A 24964-nucleotide genomic window follows, 5' to 3' on the forward strand; every position below is an offset into this window, starting at 1 on the left:
GGCGGGGATGATGGACCTGCAGACCGCCGAAGCCCTCACCACCATCACCCTCGAATCTCGGGTGGGACTCGCTCTCGTGGGCGATCCGCACCAGGCCGCGCCCGTCGGACACACCGGCGCGATGGTGATCGCAACCCGCGCCACCTCCACCGCGATCGAACTCGACACCGTACACCGGTTCCGCGACCCCGCCTACGCCGCCCTCACCCTCCATCTCCGCAATCCCCGCGACCACGAGCACGCACTCGAAATCGCCCAGACACTCAACGACACTGGCCACGTCATCCGGGTCGACAGCACGGACGCCGCTCGGACCGCGATGGTCAACGCCTACTTCGACACTCACGCTCACGGGCACACTGTCGCGCTAATCTGCGGCACCAACAGCGAAGTCGACGCCGTCAACACCCTCATCCAGGAGCAGCGCGTCACGTCCGGGCAGCTCGGCGCGGCAACAGCGGCGTGGGGGAGAGGCGAGCAGCGGCTCCTCGAAGGTGACACCGTCCAAACCCGACGCAACGACCGGAGCAGTGGCGTGGAAAACCGGGCCACCTGGATCATCCACCGCATCCACCCCGACCGCATCGACCTGGTCTCACCCACCGACGCAGGCGAACACCGATGGATCACCCACGACTACGCCGCAGACCATGTCCAGCTCGCCTACGCGTCCACCGTGCACGGCATCCAAGGCGACACCACCCACACCGCCATCGTCGGCCACGACGTCAACGCCGCTGGCCTGTACGTTGGCCTCACCCGCGGACGCCATCACAACACCGCAATCACCCTCGCACACACGGACCACGCCGCGATCAACCAGCTCGCCAACACGATGCTCCGCGGCCATGACGAAACCAGCATCACCCAGTCCGTCAATTCGGTCCGCGACGAGCTCAGACGCTCCGCACGCCAAGCCCCACAAACTCAGGCGCTACGCGCGCATGGGACCAGCCTCGCTCGATGAGCTCGTAAACCACGGTCGGAAAAGGGTCAGATCCGAGGTTTTGCCTGTCCGTTTGAGGTACCTCAGCGGCATCCTTCAACGGGCGGGTCTTACGGGAATCGTCGCTCCAGAACAGCTGACCATCGGACGTATCCAGCTGAGGCCGCGCACATGAGTCTTAGCTTGACGCGCAGCAGTTCCCCTCTGATCGTTCTCGCGACCCCCTGGCTGGTGGCGCATAGCGACCGACGAGCAGCGCGGTGAGGGATCCGCCCGCGGGCGGATCGTGTTCCCGCTAGCGGTCATCCTTGTCGGTCGCTCAGAAGCTGACCGTGCCCCACTCGATGTCGACGACACATAGTTCACCGTTGGTCTCGCCGAAGAAGACATCGGACGGATACGACCCGCCGTTCTCGGCGGTCGTCGTATCGAGGCCCTCTAGATTGATCGTCCACTCGGCGCCAAGTGACCGCTGCTGCTGCCAAGAATCGCCAGTCAAACGTCCAGGTTCACCCCCGGATAGACCGAACCACCGCTCCGGGTCGCCGAACTCTGGCGACGACCCCGGGCACGCACGCGGGCTATCGGCCCCGGCTACAACTTCCTGAACGATCTGATCCGTGACTTCGATGACTTGCGCGCCCCCTGAGCCCCAGATCATGGTGTCGACGGAGCATCCATTGAGGACGGCCCCGGTCGCTGCAATCGTGACTATGGCAGCTACTCGCGCGCGACTTATGACTCAAACCTACGTCGAGGGTCTTCGCCGCGCCATTGCTCGGTCCACCCCTGACCGCGTTCCAGGCGTCCGGTAGCGGATCCGCTTGCGGGCGCGATATCAGTCGCGTGGTCGAGGCGTCGCACGCAGCTGCTCCAAAGCCTGGTGGGGGAAGGTGTGCTGCTGCGAAGCACAAGCGTGGCGAGCCGCAATCCTTGCCCCGGGAGTCAGGGACTCGACGTGGTCCAGGCCTCGGCAAGGCTGCGGTCCAGGACGCGGCGCCAGCCTGGCGGGGCGTTCGGCTCGCGGCTGGTCGTGCCGGCCATCCAGAGGATGGCCATGAGGTCGTCGTGGGTGAAGTCCGGCGAGAGCGAGCCGTCGCGGTGTGCGGCGTCGACGAGGTCGCTGCCGAGTTCGATGGAGCGGGTGCAGGCGTTGATGAGCGCGGTCGCATCTGGGAAGCGGCGGAGCATGGCGTCGTTCATCGCCGGGTCCTCCAGCTGGAGGTCGATCATCCCCGAGACGAATTTCTCCAGGCGCCCGCGTGAGGAGCGTTCTTCGAGCGCGCGCTGGGTGAGGTCCTTCAACTTGGCGCCGGCGACCGCGGGGATCACGGCGTCGATGAGGGCCTCGCGGGAGCCGATGCGGTTGTACAGCGTGCCGATGCTCACGCCAGCATGTCGGGCGATGTCTTCGAGCGGCGCAGCGAGACCGCGGGCGCTGAAGATGTCGAGAGCGGCGGCGTGCAGCTTCTCGACGTTCTCACGCGCATCGCGTCGAAGGGCCTTCTGCTCGCCCATGGGATTCTCCCGACTCTTCTTGAGGATGACCTCAACTTAGGTCTACGGTGATACTGAGGCTGCACTCAACTTAGCGGCCGCCGCCCGCGTTTCGACGCATCAAACGTCAGGATGCCATGCCCCTCCTCACAGTGATCGGTGCCGGCCCCGGCCTGGGCCTGGAGATCGCCCGCGTCTTCGGCCACGCCGGCTTCACCGTCGCCCTCCTCTCCCGCCACCAGGAGAAGCTCGACGGCCTGGCTGCCCTCCTCGCCGACGAGGGGATCCAAGCCAAGGGGTTCGCCGCCGACATCGCGCGGCCCGAGACGCTGACCGCGGCGCTTCAGGCGGTCAAAGACGAGCAAGGCCCGATCGACGTGCTCGAATTTTCCCCCGCCGACGTGTCCCTCGCCCCGGCCAGCGTCCTCGAGGTCACGCCCGAGAACCTGCAGCCCCAGATCGATTTCTACCTCGGCGGGGCGCTCCGTGCTGCCGGCGCGGTCCTCCCGGACATGATCGCCCGCGGCAGCGGCACGATTCTCGTCACCACCGGCGGCGGCTCCATCACCCCCAACGCGGCCTACGCGAACATCGGAATCGCCGCTGCAGGCCTGCGGAACTGGACACTCAACCTTCACGACGCACTCCAGCCCCAGGGCGTCTACGTCGCCCACATCGCAATCTCCGCCCTCATCAACGCAGGCCACCCCGACGCCGCAGCCGATGTCATCGCGAAGTCCTACCTCGACCTCTACGTGAAGCGCGATCGGGCCGAGCTGCACTACGTCGCCCACACGGCCTGACTCAGGGCTGCCCGGGCTCCGAAGAGCGACGTTCAGTCGGGTCCTACCCGCCCCCAGCGTGCGCCATCTGCTTCCCCCCATCCCACAGATCGAAGAGCCGTCCTCGTAGAGCTCACCACCGCCGGAGCTGACCTCATGCGCTCGACGTCCGCCGAGCACGCAGAACCCAGCGCCGATCTCCTTGACGCGATTGATCCGGCCGATCGGGACGTGCTCGAACGTGGCATCCCACAACCGGCAAGAGGTGACTCTCGATCACGACGAGATCGTTGAGGGGGTTGGCCGCCACGTCGGGCCTGCCCCGACCCATCTGATGCCAGGGAGGCGTGAGTGCGGCTGCGAGAGTTCTTCTGACACAGCCCTATATCCGTGTCCGATTTCCGCCAACGCTTGACAACAAAATGACAACAGATGATCGAGATCGGGCGCGATTGAGGCTCTCGCAGGCGATCGAAAAACGTTGAATTTCCGCGGTTTTCGGACCGAAAGAGAAGCGCGAAAACCCCCGGTCAGGGTTTCCGGTACCAAAGGTCGCTGGTTCGATTCCAGTCGGGGGCACCAGCCGGGACAAGGGATCGCGGGCCATCAGGCCTCGCGATCCTTTTTCTTTTGACAATGAATTGGCAACAGACGATTCGTGTCGGGCGCGATCGAGAGCGATCGCAACCGCCTCCACATCACCATCGAAGAGGTCTGCATAGACATCCAGTGTCATCGCGGCAGAGGCGTGGCCGAGCATTCTCTGGATCGATTTCACGTGCGCGCCGGCTTGGACGGCGAGGCTCGCGGCGGTGTGGCGGAGGTCGTGCGGCGTGACCCGCGGCATCGTCGGATCGGCCGCGCGGGCTTCGCGGACCGCCGCGGTGAACCATCCGTTCCTCGACGCGGGGATCAGCAGGTGGGACGTGCCGTCACCGAAGACGAGCTGATCCGCGCTCTTGCCGGCGATGAGCTCGTGCAACGGATCTAAGAGGAAGCCCGGAAACGGGACGGATCTCGACCGGTGCGACTTCGGGGTACCGACGTGCACCTGGTGCGACACCTTCACGGCGTTCTCGCGGACATCGATCCTGTGACGGTTCAGGTCACCACCAGAGTCGTCGCGCCGGCGGCTGAGAAACCTGCCCAATGGATCACAAGTCGCCGGTCACGCTGGACCGGCTTCACCTAGAAGGCCGTATCCGTATCCTCGCCCAGCGGTCCGAAGATATAAACCGGCGAGTCCGCCTCGATCAGTTCAACGGAACCCCGCTAACGACCGCTGACCGATCCTTGCTCCTGCACCGAGAGCTCGGGGATTCACGTGACGCGAGCGACTAGTGGGTTGCGATCGAGGACTCGATACGAGGAACTAGAGCGTGGATTTCTTCCGGCGCGGGATCGACAGGCCTGGCAAGCTCAATGTCTATGCTCGGCCTGTGAGTGAGCCAATGCCTGCGCTCGACCCCACTCTGCTCGCGCTCCTATCCATATTCGGCGGCGCTGCCTTGACCGTCGCCGCGGGCTTCGTCGGCGCTTGGATTCAAGGCCGGCGCGAGCACACGAAATGGCTGAGAGATCAGCGCTACCTCGCGCACCTGGACTACCTCAAGAAGAAGGACAGGTACAGGTGCAGGCCTGCTCCGGTGGCCGCGATCGAGCCGAAGAGAGCCAGGTGCGCGTACCGCCAGCTGAAGGTGCGCTCTGGCCTTGCTTCCAGCACGAGGCGGGAGGGGACGAGGAAGTAGGTCCACCAGACTGCGGTGGCGATGAGCACGCCGGATGCGATGATCAGCACGGCCTCTGGCGACCACCCTTTCTCTTGGGTGAGAGCACCGACGGCCGCGACGGTGCCGGCGATGACTTCCCCGATCGTTATCAGGGTCAGCAGCCCGAATCGTTCTGCGAGATGACCGGCGTTCCAGGGCGAGTAGCCATAGCGGCGGGTCGCGATCGCGGGAGCCACCATCTCGCCCAGGGCCAGCACCACTATCAGGAGCACGGTCGCCGTTGCGGGGAGCGGCAAGACCGCCGTCAGCACCCACCCGACCTGGGCCGCGGAGATGATCGCCACGTAGGACAGGGCGTTGCGACGGTGTTCGGGGTCCTGGTTCGCAGCACGAAGCCATAGGGCGATGAGGGGAACGCGCATGATGACGTACCCGACGACCATCAGCAGATTGTTGGGACTTTCACCTCGCGCAGCGGTGTCGAAGCTGACGGGAAGCCCGTAGACGAGCACGACTACACCGATCATCGGCACGATTGTGGTCGCTCGGATCAGCAGGTCATCGTTGCCGTATGCCGACGCGAACCAGGAGTAGTTGAGCCACGCCCAACTCACCGCCCACACGGCGAAGACGAAAGCTCCGATCGCGGGCCAGATCGTCCCGGCCGCGAGGTGTTCCGCCAGCTGGTCGGATGCCGCGGCGAACGCCACGACATACGACTGCGCTCGGCCGGATCGCGGCCCCGCATCGGTCGGATGCGGTGCCGCAGCTCGTGCCGGAGCTGTTCAGCGAACGCGTCCGTCTCAGCCACTGGCCCTCCCCGCCTTACTCCGCTCGTGCCCTTGAGCCTGACGCTGACGCTGATGAGAAAACATTCATGGAAGTCACGGCACGTAGGTGTTGTTGGTAATGCCGAGCTGGAACAGCTCGCCTGCCCACAACAACTGCGCCACCCCGATGCCGACTCCGGAGGCGATGAGAACGGCTGTCACCGAAAACACAATCCCGGAGTTGCCGTACCCCTTGTACCCTAGAACGATCAGTCCGATCAACCCGAGGAGGTGAGCCAGAACCAGCGGAACACCACCGACCATTTCCGCGAACCCGGCCATCGTCGTTCCGGCCGATACAGCCTTCCCCTGCTCGGTCTGCGCCTCGAACTGCGCCAACCCGTACCAAGCCCACGCGACCGCTGCCGCCGGGATACCCAGAGCCGCGACAACCCAGAAGCCCACACGCCACCCATCCGCAGCCCGCGCCTGCTTCGATGTGGGCTGCTCGATCACGCGGTCAGCTTACTGAGGCCTCGACGATGCGGGCGGGCTGACAGTCAGCGTGCGTTGAGTGATTCTTGGGGCGGATTGTACATGAACTCGATGCGCACGCCGTTGTCGTCTTCGACGAAGGACGCGTAATAGCGATCGCTGAACCGTGGATACGGTTTCGGCTCACGTACCGACGTCCAGCCAGCCTCGATCGCAACGGCGTGCAAACGGTCGACCTCCTCCCGAGACCCCATCGCGAAAGCCAGGTGTTGCCAGCCCACGCGTCCCGTCCGATGGGGGACGCTCGACAGCTTCCGGGCAGGGTAAAGAACCAGTTCCTCTTCGCCGCGGTACCAGGACACGGAATCATCGGCGTCCTGCCGGGTGCATCCCAATGCGCTCATCACAGGGTCGAACTGTGCGACCGACCTCGACAGGTCACGCACGCTGATCCCGATGTGGTCGAAGAGAGACATAAGGACATCCTGTGCGGCTCGCGCCAAGCAGACAAGACAAATGAATGCCGGGACCTCATCGAAGGTCCGGCCGCCCCACCGTGCTCAGGTCGACCCCAATCGAGACAGGTCGAGCCGTATCTGCTGCGGACCGATCCTCTGGCCTGCGGGGGGTTGCTGGAGTACGGATAGTTGGCCGCCCGTGAATAGACCGGTGGCTTGGATCGTGTCCAATTTCCGCCAACGCGTGACAACAAAATGACAACAGATGATCGAGATCGGGCGCGATCGAGGCTCTAGTAGACGATCGAAAAACGTTGAATTTCCGTGATTTTCGGACCGAAAGAGAAGAGCTAAAACCCGCGGTTAGGGTTTCCGGTACCAAAGGTCGCTGGTTCGATTCCAGTCGGGGGCACCATTTCAGGGGACGTTCAGCAGCGGGGCGAGACCGCGGGCATGAATGAGCTCACCGTCGGGCACGCCCGCGTCTCCACCATCGAGCACGACCCATCGCTCAGCGTTCAGCGCCCCAAGACCTGGTCCGCATGCGGATCCGCTCGCGCGCATAGGATTCAGCAGTGACGGTCAGGTCTCGGAGCGCAGCACAGTCGTCTCTCCGTCGGCTGTTCACGAAAGTCTGGGTGCGGGCCTCCGTGTTCGTGCTGGTGGCGGTGGTGTTCGCACTTGCTGCGGGTGTCATCGGCGCCATCCTGCCGTTCCGGGTGGTGATCAACCTCGGCCAGAACTCGGTCGGATCTCTGCTGCAGATCATCGCGACGGCGATGCTGACCGCCACGACGTTCTCCGTCACCGCGATGGTGACCGCTTATTCGTCGGCCACAACGACCGCGACACCGCGCTCCACACAGTTGCTGATCGCCGACCCCACCTCGCAGAAATCGCTGTCGGTCTTCGTGGGCGCGTTCGTCTTCTCGATGGTGGGGATCATCGCGCTGTCGACGGGGTACTACAACGATCAGGGGCGCACGATTCTGTTCGTCGGCACCCTCCTCGTGATCGCGGTCGTGGTGGTCACTCTCATGCGGTGGATCGCTCACCTTGCCGACTTCGGGAGGATGGCGGACGTCATCGATCGGGTGGAGCGCGCTGCCGCGGATTCGTTGCTTGCCTACGCGTCGGACCCGGCCTTGGGAGCTCAGCGACTCACCGATATCCCTGCGGGATCCCACCAGGTGTGGGCGGAGGACGTCGGTTTCGTCGTTCACGTCGACGTCGCTGCCCTGAACCGGGTGGCCACGGCGAGCGACGTCAAGATCTACGTCGATTCGACCGCCGGACGCTCAGCAGGTCCGCTGAACCCTCTCTGTCACGTCGTGGGTCGTCTCCCGGCGTCCGATGCAGTGAAGGTCCGCTCCGCGTTCCGCATCGCAGCACACCGAGACTACGAACAGGACCCCAGGTTGGGCGTCATCGCTTTGGCCGAGATCGGCAGCAGGGCTCTATCGCCGGCAACGAACGACCCGGGGACAGCGATCGAAGTCATCTCGGCGCTTCAGCGCGTGTTCGTCCGCGCGCTCACCGTGACACCTCATCCGGAGGCGACTTTCGATCGCGTCTGGATCAAGCCGCCTGAAGTCGAGACCCTCGTCACGGACGCATTCCGCCCCATCGCCCGCGACGGCGCATCACTCATCGAAGTCCAGACCCGCCTGCAGAAAGCTCTCGCGTCCATCGCCGCCGCCGCCCCGGATCACCACGCGACGCTCGAAGCGGCGGCACGAGACGCCATGCGCAGAGCCCGTAAGTCTCTGGACAAGGCCGACTACCACGATCTCCGAGCCACGGTGCGGGGGCTTTGGTAGCTGCAACCGTCCCTGCGAGATGAACCTCGACCGTTTCCTACCGCGTCACGAATGACGACGGAGACCAGCATCTCCACTCAGATGGTGGCCGACCAGTTGCAGCGCGCTCTGAGCAGTCGCGTCCTGATCGAGCAGGCCAAGGGCGTGATCGCAGCCCAGGCCGGCGTTGACATGCACACGGCATTCAACATCCTGCGGAGCTATGCCCGTGCGCATCAACTCAAGTTGAGCGACGTCGCAGAGAGAGTGTCCGAACGCGAGCTCATCCTCACCGACCTCGCACCGGCCCCGGCCGACTGACGATTGCAAGGCGACCGGCTATCGTCGCCGGGGGTGGGCAGGCGCCATACTGAGGCGAGCTCGCGGGGCTGCGAGTGTGACCGTAGGCGGGGATTCTCACGACGTCGTGCAGGATCATGCGCAGCATCCGCCATGGAGAAACGAGCACCGCATGATGGACTGTCTCCCCGCTACGGGCGCCGAGCCCCCGCTATCCTGGGCGATCGGAATTGCGCTCATCGTCGCGGGGGCAGCAGCCCTGATTTGGACGGCGCACCGGCGCAAGAACGACGACAGGCGGCAGGCGACGATCGGTGCACGAACGGCTCTGACCACTCTTCTGGTCCTCGCCATCGGGGTGAATGGTGTCTTCGTCGCCGCCCCGCATGCGGCGGCAGACGACGGATGCCCCGCGGCGAGCCCGAGCCCCACTCCGAGTCCGACATCGACGGTCTCCGCCCCGGTGATCGGAGCCGATCAGGATGTCGTCTTCGACAGCGGTGGCGTCCCGACGTTCGGCAGCTATCGAGGCCCGTCCGACCCGTCGCAGCCTGTCGCGGCGGCCGTCATCATCGGCGGGACAGGAGCGATCGACCGCAACGGCAACGCCGCCACCTTGGCAACGGACGCATACTCGTGGATCGCCGACCTGCTCAGCGCGCAGGGCATCGCATCGCTCCGCTACGACAAGCTGGGCACGGGCCAGACCGGCCTGGGACCGTATGCGGCCGATCCGTCGCAGATGCTGCCCCTGAGCTACGAACGGCTGCGCATCCAGCCGGCGCGGGACGCACTGTCGTTCCTCGCCGTCCAGCCCGGCGTCGACCCGTCGCGGCTGATCATCGTCGGGCACAGCGAGGGTGGGGCCGTCGCCATCACGATCGCCGGCGACCTTCGCGGCGCGCCGGCTCCGGCTGCCCTCGCTCTCGTCGAGCCCGCGTACACCCGGATCCTCGAGATCCTCTCGCAGCAGTTCACGTCGCAGATGGATGCCGCAGCAGCGGCGGGAGCCATGACGACGGGTGATGCGCAGACACTGACCGAGTGGATGACCCGAGGCGTGCAGGAGATCCGCACCGGCACCCCGCCGTATCCCGAGCCGGAGCCCGCTCCGCTGCCGGATGCGACAGACTTCACGGCGACCATTCAAAGCATCATCGCCTCGAACATCTACGGCAGCGACCCCGCTGCGATGGTCGTCACGCACGCCGACCGCACCCTCTACGGGCAGGGGTACGACGCCATCGATCCCGCCGAGATCGCACCGCGGATCGGGGTCCCGACGTTCATCACCTGCGGCACGAAAGACTTCAACACTCCCTGCGGGGACGGCTCGCAAGGCTCAGGGGTGATCGCGCTCAAGGATGCGTTCAGCCCCGGAATCGCTCGATTCGTGCAGTTGCCGGACACAGTCCACATCCTGCGCGATGTCGGGGATGCGGACGTCCCCGACATGGCCGATCAACTCACATACCCCTTCTCGGCCCATCTCTCCGATGAGTTCACCGTCTTCCTGGAGCCCTTCCGCACCCCACGCGCACCGTGACCTGCGGATAGGTTCGCTCGGAACGTCCGACTTCGCGGATGCGTGCAATCTCCCCACCAGCTCGACACCGACACAGGAAGCAGATCCATGTCACGCCCTCGCCCCTACTCATCCACCGTCACCGTCCCGTTGCCCTCGGACGATCAGCTCCGTGCCGCGCTCGGCGACGGCTACGACTCCGATCGTGCGCTCAACGTCGTGAAGATGTTCGCGGGCACCGGTGACTTCCTGCCCGCGCTGATCGGGATGGTCCGCGCGATCTTCGGAGCCGACGACATCGACGCGCAGCATCGCGAGACGATCATCCTCCGCGCGGCATCCCTGCTGAACGTTCCGTACGAATGGCAGGCGAACGAGCAGATGGCACAGAACGCGGGCCTGACCGCCGACCAGATCGAGCGGCTCGCCGCCGACGGCCCCGTCGAGGGGGCGGGTGCGGAATTCGACCTCCTCGCCGCCGCGACCGACGAGATGCTCACGTCGGCCACGTTGACCGATGGCACGCTGCAACGACTCATGGACGTGTTCGGGGTGCAGACCACGCGGCGCTACATCGTGACGATCTCGTGGTTCAGCCTGCTGAGCCTCTTCCTCAACGCAACACGCGTGCCCCTCGAGACGACCGACAAGATCGGGTCGCGGACCAGCCCACTCGAGTAACAGATCAGCCCGCGCGGTCCGAGCCTGTCGCAGCGACGACGAAGGATGGGTCACGTCCGTCCGTGCTGGCCATCACTCTGGGATGTGATCCTCCGAGGCCGACTCCGGGGAGTGTGCTTCGCGGATAGGTGCGGCAGTATCGGTTCGTGACCGATCCCCGCTCCCGCACGTTCGACTGGGCAGATCCTGTCGATGCACTCCGACAGACCCGGACCGCCGGATCCGGACTCGAGGCGCTCCGTGCCATGATCGCCGGGTCGATCCCACCGCCGCCCATCGCGCAGCTGATGGGCTTCACTCTCGTACAGGCCGAGCCGGGCCTCGCGGTGTTCGAGTGCCAACCGGCGGAGTTCCACTACAACCCGATCGGCGCCGTCCACGGGGGACTGGCGTGCACGCTGCTCGATTCCGCGCTCGGCTGCGCCGGCCACACGACGCTTCCCGCCGGCGTGGGATACACCTCTGTCGACCTCAGCGTGAGATACCTCAGGCCGATCACCCACGCATCAGGCATCCTGCGGGCGACCGGCCGCGTTCTCAAGCCCGGCCGCCGGGTCATCTTCACCGAGGGGGAACTGACCGACGCCGCCGGCCGCGTCGTCGCGGCCGCCACGTCGTCGCTGCTGGTGCTGTCGCCCACGGACTAGCCTCCGCCACCGGCGGAGCCGCGGCGACCGAGAAGACGACCGAGATCAGCACACGCTAAAGTCACGAGCACAACGAGAGGCGGCACTGTGAGCGAGGCCGAGCAGAGGTATGCGGATCTGATGATCGAGCTCGTCGACTCCAACGACGGGGTCACGGAGGTGGGCGGTGATCTGCTCGTCCACGGGGGCCCGTTTGCGCGCCTCGTCGGCGATGAGCTCAGCGTCCGTCTCCCGCCAGATCGTGTCGAGGATCTTCGCACCCGTGGGATCGTTCGTCGGCACCACGGCGAGTGGGTGCTCGTCGAGGATCAGTCGATCTGGTCCGAGATGGCCCGCGAGAGCCACGAGTTCGTCGGCGAGCCTCCCGTCGGCAAGCAGAGCTAGCGCCCCGTCGCTCTGAGGACAAGCTGTCGGCTCCGTCACAGAGCGACGGTGGGTTCCGATCCTTTGCGCCCGAGTCGCGCTGCTGACGCCGGAGAGAGTCGTGCGTCCGGGTACTCGAGAGCTGCACGCGACCATGAGGCGAGGGCTGCCGGCATCAAGTCCATGACCCCTCGAGCTGGGCGCCGACCCTGTCGCGGCGCGTCATAGGTCTCAGCGGCCGTGATCGGCCAGGATCTGATCCACATCGATCCGGGCCAACAGGGCATCCCAATCGATGTCACGCGCCGCTTCCGCGACGGCGGCGTCGGCGTAGGCCTTGCCGTTCCGGTGCACGGTGACGCCCGCCGGCGTCAAAGAGTTGAGCGCCGCCAGGATCGCATCGTCGATGGCCTCGACGTCGAAGTCGGCCCCGACGGTTGCCAGATAGTCGGCGGAGAGAGTGTACGAGACGGTTCCGATCTCAACGTTGCTCATGCGCGACAGCATAGGCGGAAGGTGGTCGCTCGTTCGGTGCTGCCGGTGAGCGTCCATGTGTTCCCCCGTCGAACCATGGGTGCTCGCGGGCGAATACGCGATTCTCGATGCTCCTGGGGCCTGGAGGCCTGCGCCACGTTTGCGTATGTTCGACGCATGGGCCGGATCGTCGTGGAGCAGATCATCACCGCGGACGGTTTCGTGCAGGACACCGACGGCGGCATGAAGTTCATGGACGCCGCGCCGATCGACACCGCCGACGCCGATCAACTCGACATGCTGAGACGAGTCGGGGCCATCGTCTTCGGGCGTAACACCTACACGATGTTCGCCGGCTACTGGCCCACCGCCGATCCGGTCGTCGAGCCGGTCGCGAACCCGATCAACTCGCTTCCCAAGCACGTCATCAGCAGCACACTCGAATCAGCTCCGTGGGGCGATCACGCCCCAGCCATCGTCGAAAGCGGGAACGCGGTCGACACTCTCGTGCGCCTCCGGTCAGCCGTCGAGGGCGATCTCCTCGTGTGGGGCAGCTTGCAGCTCACAGATGCACTCTTCCGAGCCGGGCTCGTCGACGTGCTGCGTCTGCGCTTCATCCCCAGCCTCATCGGCGACGGGCGTGGTCCGACCCCGACCGACTTCAGCCAGGCCGTCATCACGCAGGTCGCGAGCCACACGGGGTCCGGCTGGGTGACCATCGAGTACGAAGTCAGCACACAGGAACGCGCGACCGGGGACAGCTGACGATCAGCACGAGGCTGCCCATCCGAGCGCGACTCTGACTGAGCAGTCCATTGCCCCGTCGTCCGCTCGCCGGCGTTTCATGGTGCCTGTCCACGCGAGGCCGGACGCTATCCTCGACGAACCACGACGACACGTCTCTGCCCTCGACCACGGGTCTCTCAGGGGCGGTCAGGAACGCTCATAGGAACCTCCAAGGTGGGGGCATCACGGTGAGGGCATCCGTCGTCGACCTCGTGACGACCGCCACGGCTCCGCCGGGAACAGGATCGACATGCACGCTTCCGCCTCACGCTCCGCGCCTCTGACGCGACCCGACGGGTCACCGGTCCGCGCGCTCATCGTGGACGACGAGCGCAACCTCAGCGAGCTGCTGCGGATGGCGCTCGCACACGAGGGGTGGGATGCGCGCACCGCGGCCAACGGACAGGAGGCGCTGGGCGCCATCCGCGAGTTCGCGCCCGACATCGTCGTGCTCGACATCATGATGCCCGGCCTAGACGGCATGGAGGTGCTGGCGCGCGTGCGGGCCACGGGCAACGACGTGCCGGTGCTGTTCCTCACGGCGAAGGACGCGGTCGAGGACCGCATCGCCGGCATCTCCGCCGGCGGCGACGACTACCTCACGAAGCCGTTCAACCTCGAGGAGGTCGTGGTGCGACTGCGAGGGATGGCCCGCCGGCACGTCGCCGCAACGGCCGCCGCTGATCCGCTGCTCCACGTCGGCGACCTGAGCCTCGACGAGGAGACCTACGAGGTCGAGCGCGCCGGCACGCCGATCAAGCTGACGGCCAAGGAGTTTGAACTGCTCCGTTACCTCATGCAGAATCCCCGTCGGGTGCTCAGCAAGGCGCAGATCCTCGACCAGGTGTGGAGCTACGATTTCGGCGGCAATGCGAGCGTCGTCGAGATCTACATCTCCTACCTGCGCAAGAAGATCGACACGATCGGCGAGCCGCTGATCCACACCGTCCGAGGCGTGGGCTACACGATCAAGCCCGCACGATGACCCGCAGGAGCTGGACGCTGCGGCGGACGCTCGTCATCAGCGTCGCCGCCCTCCTCGCTGCGGGCCTCATCGTCTCCGGGTTCGCGACGAGCCTGGCGCTGCGATCGTTCGTGTACGAGCGGCTCGACGCCCAGGTTCTGGAGTCGCTGAACTTCATATCCGGGCCGGGCGGAGCGGGCGACCTGTACGACCGTCGCGGACCGTCGGGTGGCTCAGACGGCTCTGACGCGAGTGGAGGCTCCGACGGCACCGGCCCAGGCCAGCGCGTCGGATCGCTCCAGGTGATCCTCGACGCCGACGGGGCCGTCATCGCGTCGGCGTACATCGCCTCCGACGGCACCAAGATCGCGCTCTCGGACGCGCAGGTCGAGACGCTGGATGCGGCCGGTCTCGTTCCGCGGACGCCCACCACCGTTGATCTCGGCGGAGACCTGGGGGCATTCCGGGTCGCGTCGGAATCCGCCGGCGGCGCGACGGTGATCGCGGGCAACTCGCTCGACGACGTGACCGCGACCACCGATGCGCTGACCTGGATCCTCCTCAGCGTGAGCGCGCTGACGCTGATCGTCGTCGTGGTGGTGCTGTCGCTCGTCATCCGTCGCAACGTCCGGCCGCTCGAGCGAGTGGCCGCCGTCGCCGAGCAGGTCGCGGAGCAGCCGCTCGCGCAGGGTGACGTCGAGATCCGCGAGCGAGTGGCCGCCCGCGACACCGACCCGCACACCGAGGTCGGACGGGTCGGAAGCTCCCTCAACACCCTCCTCGGTCACATCGAGGCTGCGCTGACCGCGCGCCAGCACAGCGAGCAGCAGCTGCGCCGGTTCATCGCGGACGCGAGCCACGAGCTGCGCACGCCGCTGGCATCGATCCGCGGGTACGCCCAGCTGTCGATGGGGGAGGCTGCTCCGATGACCCCGACTCAGCAGAGGTCGTTCGACCGCATCGCGGCGGAGTCGGAGCGGATGAGCTCCCTCGTCGACGATCTCCTGCTCCTGGCGAGACTGGATGCCGGACAGCCCCTCCGCCGCGAACCGGTGAGCCTCGCGATGCTGGCCATCGACGCAGTCAGCGACGCCCACGCCACCGACTCGGGCCACGACTGGCGGCTGGAGGTCGGCGAGGACGCGATCGAGGTGCCGGGCGACGAGAACCGGATCCGGCAGGTCATCGCGAACCTCCTGCGCAACGCGCGGACCCACACCCCGGCGGGCACGGTCGTCGTCACCTCCCTGAGGGAGCACGACGGGGATGCTGTGCTCGAGGTGACGGACGACGGGCCCGGCATCGACCCGGCCGTGCGCGATCGGCTGTTCGAGCGCTTCGCCCGCGGTGACCACTCGCGCAACCGGGACGCGGGCAGCACCGGCCTCGGTCTCTCCATCGCGGAGGCCATCGTCACCGCGCACGGCGGCGCCATCTCCGTGCGCAGCGAGCCGGGCTCCACCGTCTTCACCGTGCGCCTCCCGCTCCTGCAGTCATAGCTGCGGCCCGCCGCCGGGCGCGGCCTAGGGTGGCCGCATGGACATCGACGTCGTCGACCCGGCGCTGCGCGCATCCGTTCTGAAGATCCCGAAGATCGATCTGCGCCGTCGGCCCGTGCGCGTGCTCGTGCGGTGGATCGGACGCCACCTCCTTCGCGCTCACCCGGTGCCCGGCGTGCGAACGCGCGACCGGCGGACGGAGGCGGTGCGCGTGCGCACCTACGTTGCTGCGCAGCCGTCGACCCGAGCGGCACTGCTGTGGATCCACGGGGGCGGGCTGGTGATCGGATCTGCGCGCCAGGACGACCGGCTCTGCGCCGAGACCGCCGCACGCCTGGGGATGACCATCGTCTCGGCCGAGTACCGGCACGCGCCGGAAGCGCCCTTCCCTGCCGCTCTCGACGACGTCTACGCCGTCTGGCAGTGGATGATCTCGACGGACAGTGACCTCGACATCGATCCTGGACGTATCGTCGTCGGCGGTGAGAGCGCTGGCGGTGGACTCGCAGCGAGCCTCGTGCACCTGCTGCACGACACCTCCGCCGTGCAGCCGATCGCCCAATGGCTGTTCTGTCCGATGCTGGACGACCGCACCGCCGCCGACCGCGCGCTCGACAGGCACGACCACTGGGTCTGGAACAACGAACTGAATCGCCTGGGCTGGTCGTCGTACCTGCCCGTCGCACCCGGCGCGATCGCCGTTCCAGAATACGCCGTTCCGGCACGAAGAGATGACCTCGCCGGGCTCCCGCCGGCCTGGATCTGCGTGGGCGACATAGAGCTGTTCCTCGACGAGGACACGGCGTACGCCGAACGTCTGCGCGAGGCCGGCGTCGAGGTCGAGCTCGATGTGATCGCAGGGGCACCACATGGGTTCGAGAACTGGGCCGCGGAGACACCGCCCGCGCTGGCTCTGGTGGCGCGGGCGCAGGAGTGGCTGAGTCGGACGCCCGGGGTGCGCGCGCCGGCATGACGCGAAGCGGGTCCCCGCGTGACGCGGGGACCCGCCCATGGTCGGACCGGCTGGACGGTGGAAGTCAGCCTCGGGGGCCTGATCCGGGGCCGCCCGACCCCGGGCCGCCGCCGATGCCGCCGCCGCCCATCATGCCGCCGGCGGTCGCGGTGCCCTCGGTGACTGTCGCCGCCGAGATGCCGTTGACGAGGACGCTGTACGTCGCGCCGTCCTCGAGGTCGACCGAGGAGAAGACCACGGACTGGAACGTCTTCTCGGCCGTGAAGGTCGCCACGACAGTGCCGTCGGCATCCGTGAGCTCGACCGTGTCACCGGCGTTCCCCGACGCGCCCGCGGAGATCCAGGACTGCGTCGATCCGTCGCCGGGCGATTCCGCCATGCCTGCGCTTCCGACGGCGAGCAGGGTGCCGCCGGTCACGGAGAACACCCCGTTCGTGTCGAGCGCGCCGTTGCCGTCGCTGGTCGGACCGAACACGGTGATGGTGCCACCGGAGATGGTCATGGAGCCGTTCGAGTCGAGTCCGTCTCCGCCGGCGTCGACCACGATGGTGCCGCCGGCGATCGTGAGCGTCTCGCCGGTGTCCTGCATGCCGCCGCCTGTGCTGGAGCCCGAACCGCCGGATGCGTTCACACCGTCGTCGGATGCCGTGATGTCGATCTGGCCGCCCGAGAGGGTGATCGCTGCGGCCTCGAGCGCCTCGTACGACTGCGACACGGTGACGCTGCCGCCGGCGATCGCGAGCGCGACGTCGCCGTGGAGACCGTCGCCTTCGGTGGCGACATTCAGCTCGCCTCCCGTGACGATGACGTCGGTGAGCGCGTCCACTCCGTCGTCGGTGGCTGTCGCATCGATCGTGCCTCCTTCGATGAGCACGTAGCCGCGTGCGGCCTCTTCCTCGTTGTCGCTCTTGAGAGCATCTCCGCCCGCCGTGAGCGAGAGCGTCCCGCCCTCGATCGTCACAGAATCCTTCCCCCGAAGGGCGTCGTCGGCGGCGGTGACGCTGATCGTGCCTGACAGGATGGCGAGATCGTCGGTGCTCGTGATGCCGTCGTTGCCGTTGCCGTCGACCACCAGGGCACCCGTGCCGGTGATGGTCAGGTCGGCGGAGCTGTAGAGCGCGGCGTTCGCGTCCGCGTCGTCGGCGTAGGCCGCGGCATCCGACAGCGCGTTCGTCGTCCCGTCGGCCAGGGAGACGGCGACGTCGTCGGCGGTCACGACCTCGATCGCCGGGCCGTCGGCGTTCGAGATGGTCGCGTCGTCGAGGATCAGGACGACCTGCGCGTCGTCAGCTGCCGAGACGACGACGGAGCCGTCGAGTGTGCCGGAGAGGCGGTAGACGCCGGCGGTGGTGATGGTCACCGTCGCACCGTCGACGGACACCCCCGCGGAGGTCGTCGTCGCGGTCGAGCCGCTCAGAGTGACGTCTGCGGCGTCCGCCGCGGACCATTCGTCGTCTCGGACGACCGTCGCGTTCTCGTTCGCGGCGATCAGCGCGTCGGCGGTCGCATCCGTGGTCTGCGCGACGGCGTTCTCCGTCACCGCGGCGATGTCGGATGCCGCGGTGGCGGCCGGCTGGACGGTCGTCGTCGCGCAGGCCGCGAGGACGAGCGCGGCGATGCCGAGGGGGATGGCGGGCAGGATCAGGCGGCGTCTGCGCATGATGTCTCCTCTTTTCGGGTGATGGGTGAGCGGACGGAATCAGGGGAATGGAGGAGGGCGCCGGCGAAAGGGCCGCGGAGCAGCCGCGCCCACTTGTTGCGGGGGAGGTGAGGATGCAGGGCGGCCATGCCGGTGGCGTACTTGCTGATGCTCACCGGCCGGTGGCCGGCCCGCCACAGCACTCGGTCGACATCGGAGGCCGCCGCGGGCGACTTGGTCTCGAGGATCACGAGGTGCGGTGTGGTGAGCACTGGGCCGGCCACGTCGTCCCACTCCAGGTCGACGTCGACGGTGGCGCGGGCCGCGCGGTCGGCCGAGACGAACGTGGCACGACGGTACCGGGTGGTCAGCCGCACTCCGAGGTCGTCGGCCCGCCGACCTCCGACGCCGATGGAATCCAGGCCTTCCGCAGCGTAATCGCGGGCCATCTCGGTGAGGCGGCGACGATCGGACGCCGGGTACTCCACCCGGTCTTTGACCGTCGCGCTGCGAGCCCCGCGGGTCTTGAGCTCGAGGAACGCGGTTCGCGAGTCGAGGTAGGTGCGGGTGCGGAGCTTGAAGCGCCGGCGCCGCGGCTGAGCCGCCATGCGGAAGCTCAGCAGGTCGGGGGTGTCGAAGTAGACGGACTCGTAGCGGAACGAGCGGGCTCCCGCGGTGTCGAGGACCAGCGTGCGCGCATCCAGCGATGCGACGACGCGAGCCGCGGCATCCCGGGTCAGGACATACTTCCGGTCGACGCGGGTCTGTAGAGCGGCGTCGGCGATGAGTCGCTCGAGATCGATGCCCTCGAAGCGGCTGAGGTCGAGTGTCGCAGTCATCGCGCCTGCTCCTCGACGAGGGCCTCGTGCGAGACGGGCGTGGCTGCGGCGATACGCGGCAGCCGGTAGCGGACGTCGACGAGGGTGGTGTCGTCGACGAGGTCGAGGTGCTGCACGGTGAGCGAGGTCACGGTCGCGCCGAGCCGGCGCTCGAGCTCGGCGCGGAGCGCGTCCTCGTCGGCGATCGCCCGATCGACGTGCACGCTCTGGTGGCGCGAACGGCTCAGCAGCGCGGGGTGGTCGGCCGCCCACATGACGACCAGGACGAGCGTCATGAGCGAGAGCGGGATCCACGGCTGCGCCGTCGGGAGTCCGGACACGAGACCAAGGGCGAGCGCGGAGAAGTAGTAGGCGACCTCGCGCTGAGAGACCTCTGAGGAGCGCAGCCGGATGATGGACAGCACCCCGAACAGCCCGAGGCCGAGTCCGACGGCGACCTCCGACGAGCCGAGCACGGTCGTGACGGCCAGGACGCCGATGTTCACTCCGAGGAAGGCGACGACGAGGTCGCGGCGGCGGTGACGGCGGTAGTACAGGGCGAAGCTCAGGATGCCGGCAGCGACGATGTCGGCGGTGATGAGCAGGAGCGTGGTGTTCATGGGGTCCTCTCGAAGCGGTGCGTGATGTCCATCTGAGCCGGGCCGTCTGGCGCGCTCCTTGAGCGTTCCTGTGACGGAGCCAAGCGTCCGGAGACGTCGGCTGGTCGTCCTGCGGTCGCGCTGCGGCCGAAGACGAAGCGCCGCTGCACCTGGAAGCTGGTGACGAAAAGCACCGCCTCGGTGACCGCTTTGGCCAGGAGCAGCGGAAGGCCCGCCCCGGTGAGCGCCTCCATCCACACGACGTTCGACGCCAGGAGGAGCGCAGCCAGGCCGGCGTACCTCGCAGCCTGCGTGCTGACCCGGGTGCGGCGGGGCCCGCGGAAGACGATCCGCCGGTTGACGGCGAAGTTGACGCTCGCGCTGACCAGCCGTGCGCCGACGATGGAGGCGAGCAGCGAACCCGTCAGCGCCTGGAGGATCAGGAGCGCGACCGTGTCGACGAGGAAGGCGAGCAAGGAGGACGCGGCGAACAGCAGGAGCGGGAGCGTGACACGCAGCGAGTCCACGAGAGGTCGGAAGTGGCTGGACGCGTTCTGCGCGAGGTAGACGGTCTCGATCCGGATCTCGCGGGCGGCGAACCCCGCTCGTCCGAGGCGCAGCAGCATCTCGATCTCGTACTCGAAGCGCTCGCCGGGCACCTGTCGCAGCCAGGGCAGCATGCCGACCGGGATGCCGCGGAGTCCCGTCTGCGTGTCGGAGGCGCCCCACCCGGCCGCCACCCGGAAGAGCGCCCGCGAGATCGCGTTGCCGACCCTGCTCCGGAGGGGGACCTCGCCGCGGAAGCCGCGCGCTCCGAGCACGAGCACGGACGCGCCCCGGGCCGAATCCGCCCGCAGCGCGTCGGCCACCCGCAGGATGTCGCGAGCGGTGTGCTGCCCGTCGGCATCCGCGGTGACGACGTCGTCGCCGGACCCTCTCTCGTCGATGTCGCGGAAGCCGGACTTCAGGGCCGCGCCCTTTCCGCGGTTCGCCGGGTGCGCGAGTACGCGGGCGCCGGCGCGGTGCGCCGCCGCGAAGCGCCCCTCGAAGGCGTCGCCGCTGCCGTCGTCCACGATCAGGACCTCCACGTCGGGATCCTGGTCGAGGAGGTCGCGGACGAGGGGCACGAGGTGCTCGCCGGGTTCGTACGCGGGGATGAGGATGATCACCGCGGTCAGCCGGCCACGTAGAGGATGTCGCTCGTGCCGCGCTCGCCGCCGTTGGACGGCTCGTTCACCACGACCCCGTTGAGGTACATGGTCGACGAGCCGCCGCCGTCGAGGTTGTAGGCGGTCGTCACGCCGAGCCCGGTCATGATGTCGGCGAGTCCTGTCAGCGTGACGCCCTTGCTGTAGCCCTCTGATCGCCCGTCGACGACGACGAACACGTAGTGGTCCGCGTCGATGACGCCGACCGCCGTCCGCGGCTGCTCGCCCTGGATGGAGTGGTTGCCGACGTTGGTGTCGACTTCGACGTCTTCGATACCGTCGACGACCGCACCGTCCTCGACGATGGCCGGGCCGAACGAGATGGTGTTCCACACCCCGGCGGCGACGAGCTCCTCCGCGGTGGTCGCGGTCTCGTCGTAGACCTCGACGTGTCCGTCGGTGTAGAACGCCAGGCCCTCGCGGGCGCCGTCGTCGCGGTAGACGACGCCGTTGCGGATCTCGATGCCCGTCGTGCGGAAGCCGTAGTAGTCGCCGTTGACGGCGAAGACCGCATCGTTCTGCGCCGCTATGGTGCTCGTGGTCTCGGTGATGTTCTCACCGAACTGATCTTTCGCGAACGCGGATCGCAGCTGTGTGGCGTCGGAGACGACGACGTCGGCGACGTAGTACGTGACGGTGTCGTCTCCCGACCCCGTGGTCACCTGCGTCACGGTGATCGTGCTGTCGGCGTCGGAGTACGAGGAGTCGGTGACGACCGCCTCTGTGGCGGTGCCCTCGGCAGACGCAGACGCAGACGCAGACGCAGACGCAGACGCAGACGCAGACGCTGTCGCCGAGGCGCTGGCGCCGGCTTCCGTCGAGACGGGAGAATGCTCGGCCTCGTACGCCGAGACGTCGGAGATCTCGACGTGCTCGATCAGGAATCGGTCGGCCGCCCACGCGGCCGTTCCTCCCGCCGCCAACAGCACGGCGAGTCCTCCGGCGATGGTCGCGTTGCGGATGCGCCGGCGTGTCGTGCGCCGGCGTCGGACCGGCCCCGCGACACCTTCATGAGGGGTCTCGTCGTCAGGTCGGGGAGCGTGGTGCGGGGGAGGCGGGGTGTCCATGCCTCCAGGGATACGGACGCGCCCTTCACCGGACGTTCATCGTCCCTGTGGTTTCCGGAAGAGTGTCCCGTCCGGATGGGAAGGGCGAGGCGATCCGCCGCCCGCCGGCCTCAGGCCGTGGGGACCCACACGCGCATCGTCGACGGGCCGCGCAGAGCCCAGTCGTGGTAGCGAACGAGTGGCACTTCGCCCGTGACATCGGCAGTGTCGCGTCCGTCCGTCGGCTCAGGGGAGTAGGGCCAAGAGCCGTCCTCGTCGCGCAGCTGCTGCACGCGGGCCCAGACCCGCCCGTCGCGTTCGCGCAGTCCGGCTGACGTGTCGATGCGCACGTCGTCGACATCGACGAGACCGCCGGGCAGGTCGACGGACTCCAGCGCCAGCACCTCGGGGCCGCGCTCCACGGCGACGCAACCGCGGACGGCGTCGATGCGGGTGTCGGCATAGGTGAACCGCGGCGCCATCGGCAGCAGCAGCTCGACGATGTCGCCGTCGAGGAAAGCGCGACGCAGCTCGACGGGGCCGGTCGGCACATCATGAGTGCTCGCGGCTCCGGCATCCTTCACCGTCACGGTCGCCCCCTCCGCCCAGGCCGGCACGCGGAGCGTGAGTGTCCACTCCGCCTCGCTGTCGCCGACGATGCGTAGGCGAATGAGCCCCGTGCGCGGATAGTCCGTCTCGACATCGAAGCCGACGGCGCGTCCGTCGGGCAGCGTCGTACGGATCTCGGCCGGGGCGTACTGGTGGAGCTGGACGCCGGCGCTGTCGACGGTGGCGAGGTAGGCGTCGAGGCTCGCCAGCGTGCGCGCGACATTCGGCGGGCAGCACGACACGTCGAACCACGGCGCCCGCAACGATGACGACGCCCGCGGCGATGTCGTCGACGGGTCTGCGGGAATGCCCGGCACCCGCTGGTGGAGCGTGTTCGCGTAGTAGAACGAGGTGCCTCGAGGATCGGGGGACGTGGCCAGCACGTTGTACAGGGTGCGCTCGATCAGGTCGGCGTACGCGGCATCGCCGTCCGCCAGCAGGAGGCGCCAGCTGAACATGATGGAGCCGATGCCCGCGCATGTCTCGGAGTAGGCGCGGTCCGGCGGCAGCTCCCAGTCCTCGCCGAACGCCTCGTCCTGGTGGTGGGAGCCCTGACCGCCGGTGATGTACGTGCGGCGGGCGACGGTGCGCGTCCACTGCTGCCGGAGGGCATCCAGCAGTCCACGGTCATCGGTGTCGACGGCCACGTCCACCGCGCCGGCGGCGAGATAGTTGGCCCGCACCGCATGTCCGTGGAGCGACGAGGTGTCGCGCACCGGCTGGTCGTCCTGGAAGTAGGAGCGGCCCCACTCGATGTCGGCCAGCGTTCCGTGTCCCCGGCGCTCCACGAACAACCGGGCCTGCGCGGTGTAGCGCGCGTCGCCGGTCAGTCGGCCGAGCTCGGCGAGCCCGACCTCCACCTCGGGGTGACCGCACACCGCCGACCGTCCGCCGGGGCCGAACACCTCGCAGATGAGATCCGCGGCGCGGACGGCGACGTCCAGGAGCCCGTCATCGGCTCCGGGACGCGTGCGACCGCGCGCGACGGCGGCCTGGAAGAGGTGCCCCAGGCAGTACAGCTCGTGGCCCCACTCGAGATCCGACCAGCGGGCCGCCTGGCCTGGGCGCCCGAACTGCGTGTTCAGGTACCCGTCGGGTTCCTGTGCGGCGGCGACTCGGCGCACCGTGTCGGCGAAGAGCCGGTCGAGCTCGGCGTCGCCGCGCCGCCCGATCTCCCAGGCCACGGCCTCGAGGTACTTGTAGACCTCGGAGTCGGAGAACTCGCGCCCCCGGCGTCCTGCGGGGAGACGGCCCGCGACGGCGAGGTCGAAGTTGCCCAGCCAGCCCTCGGACTCCAGCCGGCTGCGGATGTGAGCAAGGGTGGCGCGGGCGTTGACGTCCTGACGAGCCCCCCAGAAGCCGCCCGTGATGCGGACCTCGTCCTGGCCCAGGGGCCGGCGGGCTCCCGCGGGCGGTGCGACGGGGGAGAGGGGTGCGGTGGTGGTGGTGGTGGAGGTCATGGTCATCCCTTGAAGGCGCCGGTCATGAAGCCGCGCACGTAGTGACGCTGGAGGAGGAGGAACAGGATGATGCAGGGCAGAGCGAGCACGACGACCCCGGCCTCGGTCGCGCCGTAGTCGACGACCCCCTGCACCTGTCCGCGCAGATTGGCCACGGCGAGGGGGAGAGTCATCCGGTTGCTGTCGCTGATGAGGATCAGCGGGGCCATGAAGTCGTTCCACGCCGCCAGGAAGGCGAACAGCCCGACGGTGATCAGTCCGGGCTTCACCGCGGGAAGCAGCACCCGGCGAAGAGCGCCGAAGCTGGAGCATCCGTCCACCATCGCCGCCTCATCCAGCTCGCGGGGGATCGACTCGAACGAGATGCGCATCATGAACATCGAGAACGGCAGCTGGAACATCGTGAGCACCAGCGCGACGCCGACGAGGGAGTTGCCGAGGCCGACGCGGGTCAGCAGCACGTAGAGCGGGATGAGCAGTGTCGCGTAGGGGACCATCAGGATCGCCAGCGTGGTGAGGAACAGCGCGTTCTTGCCGGGGAACGAGAAGCGGGCGAACGCGTAGCCGCCGGTGAGTGAGACGAGGAGCGTGAGCGCCACGGTCAGCAGCGACACGAACAGCGAGTTGCCGAGGTAGACCCAGATGCCCGCCTGGTAGTTCGCCAGCGACGCGTAGTTGCCGAACCCCCAGCCGTCGGTCTGGCTCGTGCCGGCGCGGGGCTCGAACGAGGACACGGCGGTCCACACCAGCGGGTACAGGAAGATGATCGCGAGTGCGGCGGTGAATACGCCGTAGGGCATGCCCATCAGCAGGCGACGTGATCGGCGGCGGGGCCGGGGCTCCTCGACGCGGATGAGCGCGGTGGCTTCCAACGGAGGTCGTGCGGTGGTGGTCAT

Annotated in this window: 26 protein-coding genes; 12 read left to right on the plus strand and 14 right to left on the minus strand. The window is 67.8% G+C overall.

Features of this window, described 5'->3' with window-relative positions:
- Positions 1-7 precede the first annotated feature (7 nt).
- Positions 8-967, plus strand: coding sequence for an AAA family ATPase (locus tag CVS47_RS17005; protein ID WP_277600966.1), 960 nt, complete (start codon positions 8-10; stop codon positions 965-967).
- 298 nt (positions 968-1265) lie between these two features.
- Here CVS47_RS17005 and CVS47_RS04285 read toward each other — a convergent pair whose 3' ends face one another.
- A complete protein-coding gene (locus CVS47_RS04285; protein WP_127094982.1) occupies positions 1266-1445 on the minus strand; it encodes a hypothetical protein in 180 nt (59 codons plus the stop codon).
- Positions 1446-1891: 446 nt separating this feature from the next.
- The gene (locus CVS47_RS04290) at positions 1892-2464 is read right to left on the minus strand and encodes a TetR/AcrR family transcriptional regulator (RefSeq protein WP_127094983.1); all 573 of its coding nucleotides are present in this window, start codon (positions 2462-2464) and stop codon (positions 1892-1894) included.
- A gap of 116 nt (positions 2465-2580) precedes the next feature.
- Between CVS47_RS04290 and CVS47_RS04295 the strand changes: the two genes are divergently transcribed.
- Entirely contained in the window at positions 2581-3246 is a 666-nt protein-coding gene (locus CVS47_RS04295) for an SDR family NAD(P)-dependent oxidoreductase (RefSeq protein ID WP_127094984.1), read from the plus strand.
- Between the two features lie 361 nt (positions 3247-3607).
- On the opposite strand, the gene CVS47_RS04300 is transcribed toward CVS47_RS04295, so the two are convergent.
- The 4 genes from CVS47_RS04300 to CVS47_RS04315 form a co-directional block, all read right to left on the minus strand.
- The gene (locus CVS47_RS04300) at positions 3608-4375 is read right to left on the minus strand and encodes a site-specific integrase (protein WP_127094985.1); all 768 of its coding nucleotides are present in this window, start codon (positions 4373-4375) and stop codon (positions 3608-3610) included.
- 453 nt (positions 4376-4828) lie between these two features.
- The gene (locus CVS47_RS04305; RefSeq protein ID WP_241240272.1) at positions 4829-5665 is read right to left on the minus strand and encodes a low temperature requirement protein A; all 837 of its coding nucleotides are present in this window, start codon (positions 5663-5665) and stop codon (positions 4829-4831) included.
- Between the two features lie 174 nt (positions 5666-5839).
- Positions 5840-6241 carry a hypothetical protein gene (locus CVS47_RS04310; protein ID WP_241240273.1) on the minus strand — a complete coding sequence of 134 codons (402 nt, stop codon included), beginning with the start codon at positions 6239-6241 and terminating at the stop codon, positions 5840-5842.
- A gap of 44 nt (positions 6242-6285) precedes the next feature.
- The gene (locus tag CVS47_RS04315; protein ID WP_127094986.1) at positions 6286-6696 is read right to left on the minus strand and encodes a VOC family protein; all 411 of its coding nucleotides are present in this window, start codon (positions 6694-6696) and stop codon (positions 6286-6288) included.
- A gap of 620 nt (positions 6697-7316) precedes the next feature.
- Here CVS47_RS04315 and CVS47_RS04320 point away from each other — a divergent pair.
- The 6 genes from CVS47_RS04320 to CVS47_RS04345 all read left to right on the plus strand — a co-directional run bounded on the left by CVS47_RS04320 (position 7317) and on the right by CVS47_RS04345 (position 12014).
- Positions 7317-8498: a DUF2254 domain-containing protein gene (locus CVS47_RS04320; RefSeq protein WP_277600967.1), complete on the plus strand. Its 1182-nt coding sequence runs from the start codon at positions 7317-7319 to the stop codon at positions 8496-8498.
- A 51-nt stretch (positions 8499-8549) separates the two neighbouring features.
- Positions 8550-8798 (plus strand): ANTAR domain-containing protein, encoded by a 249-nt coding sequence (locus tag CVS47_RS04325; RefSeq protein WP_127094988.1) that lies wholly within the window; start codon positions 8550-8552, stop codon positions 8796-8798.
- 151 nt (positions 8799-8949) lie between these two features.
- The gene (locus CVS47_RS04330; RefSeq protein ID WP_127094989.1) at positions 8950-10323 is read left to right on the plus strand and encodes an alpha/beta hydrolase family protein; all 1374 of its coding nucleotides are present in this window, start codon (positions 8950-8952) and stop codon (positions 10321-10323) included.
- A gap of 87 nt (positions 10324-10410) precedes the next feature.
- Positions 10411-10983, plus strand: a complete 573-nt coding sequence (locus CVS47_RS04335; RefSeq protein ID WP_127094990.1) for a carboxymuconolactone decarboxylase family protein — start codon at positions 10411-10413, stop codon at positions 10981-10983.
- Positions 10984-11129: 146 nt separating this feature from the next.
- The gene (locus CVS47_RS04340; protein WP_241240274.1) at positions 11130-11630 is read left to right on the plus strand and encodes a PaaI family thioesterase; all 501 of its coding nucleotides are present in this window, start codon (positions 11130-11132) and stop codon (positions 11628-11630) included.
- A gap of 87 nt (positions 11631-11717) precedes the next feature.
- Positions 11718-12014 carry a hypothetical protein gene (locus CVS47_RS04345; RefSeq protein ID WP_127094991.1) on the plus strand — a complete coding sequence of 99 codons (297 nt, stop codon included), beginning with the start codon at positions 11718-11720 and terminating at the stop codon, positions 12012-12014.
- A gap of 210 nt (positions 12015-12224) precedes the next feature.
- On the opposite strand, the gene CVS47_RS04350 is transcribed toward CVS47_RS04345, so the two are convergent.
- Positions 12225-12488: a hypothetical protein gene (locus CVS47_RS04350; protein WP_127094992.1), complete on the minus strand. Its 264-nt coding sequence runs from the start codon at positions 12486-12488 to the stop codon at positions 12225-12227.
- Positions 12489-12644: 156 nt separating this feature from the next.
- Here CVS47_RS04350 and CVS47_RS04355 point away from each other — a divergent pair, with 156 nt between their 5' ends.
- The 4 genes from CVS47_RS04355 (at position 12645) to CVS47_RS04370 (ending at position 16689) form a co-directional block, all read left to right on the plus strand.
- Positions 12645-13232, plus strand: a complete 588-nt coding sequence (locus tag CVS47_RS04355; protein WP_164734602.1) for a dihydrofolate reductase family protein — start codon at positions 12645-12647, stop codon at positions 13230-13232.
- Positions 13233-13503: 271 nt separating this feature from the next.
- Positions 13504-14238, plus strand: coding sequence for a response regulator transcription factor (locus CVS47_RS04360; RefSeq protein WP_127094994.1), 735 nt, complete (start codon positions 13504-13506; stop codon positions 14236-14238).
- Entirely contained in the window at positions 14235-15716 is a 1482-nt protein-coding gene (locus CVS47_RS04365) for a sensor histidine kinase (RefSeq protein ID WP_127094995.1), read from the plus strand. Before CVS47_RS04360 ends, CVS47_RS04365 begins: the two co-directional genes overlap by 4 nt.
- A gap of 37 nt (positions 15717-15753) precedes the next feature.
- Positions 15754-16689 (plus strand): alpha/beta hydrolase, encoded by a 936-nt coding sequence (locus tag CVS47_RS04370; protein WP_127094996.1) that lies wholly within the window; start codon positions 15754-15756, stop codon positions 16687-16689.
- Positions 16690-16753: 64 nt separating this feature from the next.
- Here CVS47_RS04370 and CVS47_RS04375 read toward each other — a convergent pair whose 3' ends face one another.
- The 7 genes from CVS47_RS04375 to CVS47_RS04405 all read right to left on the minus strand — a co-directional run bounded on the left by CVS47_RS04375 (position 16754) and on the right by CVS47_RS04405 (position 24964).
- Positions 16754-18349, minus strand: coding sequence for a carbohydrate-binding domain-containing protein (locus tag CVS47_RS04375; protein ID WP_127094997.1), 1596 nt, complete (start codon positions 18347-18349; stop codon positions 16754-16756).
- Positions 18331-19167 carry a polyphosphate polymerase domain-containing protein gene (locus CVS47_RS04380; protein ID WP_127094998.1) on the minus strand — a complete coding sequence of 279 codons (837 nt, stop codon included), beginning with the start codon at positions 19165-19167 and terminating at the stop codon, positions 18331-18333. Before CVS47_RS04380 ends, CVS47_RS04375 begins: the two co-directional genes overlap by 19 nt.
- Positions 19164-19766 carry a DUF4956 domain-containing protein gene (locus CVS47_RS04385; RefSeq protein ID WP_127094999.1) on the minus strand — a complete coding sequence of 201 codons (603 nt, stop codon included), beginning with the start codon at positions 19764-19766 and terminating at the stop codon, positions 19164-19166. The genes CVS47_RS04380 and CVS47_RS04385 overlap by 4 nt, the downstream gene beginning before the upstream one ends.
- A complete protein-coding gene (locus CVS47_RS04390; protein ID WP_127095000.1) occupies positions 19763-20914 on the minus strand; it encodes a glycosyltransferase in 1152 nt (383 codons plus the stop codon). Before CVS47_RS04390 ends, CVS47_RS04385 begins: the two co-directional genes overlap by 4 nt.
- A gap of 5 nt (positions 20915-20919) precedes the next feature.
- The gene (locus CVS47_RS04395) at positions 20920-22020 is read right to left on the minus strand and encodes a phosphodiester glycosidase family protein (RefSeq protein WP_127095001.1); all 1101 of its coding nucleotides are present in this window, start codon (positions 22018-22020) and stop codon (positions 20920-20922) included.
- 110 nt (positions 22021-22130) lie between these two features.
- Positions 22131-24074, minus strand: coding sequence for a glycoside hydrolase family 127 protein (locus CVS47_RS04400; RefSeq protein WP_127095002.1), 1944 nt, complete (start codon positions 24072-24074; stop codon positions 22131-22133).
- Positions 24071-24964 carry a carbohydrate ABC transporter permease gene (locus CVS47_RS04405; RefSeq protein WP_206502746.1) on the minus strand — a complete coding sequence of 298 codons (894 nt, stop codon included), beginning with the start codon at positions 24962-24964 and terminating at the stop codon, positions 24071-24073. Before CVS47_RS04405 ends, CVS47_RS04400 begins: the two co-directional genes overlap by 4 nt.

The sequence above is a fragment of the Microbacterium lemovicicum genome (assembly GCF_003991875.1).
Classification (GTDB): domain Bacteria; phylum Actinomycetota; class Actinomycetes; order Actinomycetales; family Microbacteriaceae; genus Microbacterium; species Microbacterium lemovicicum.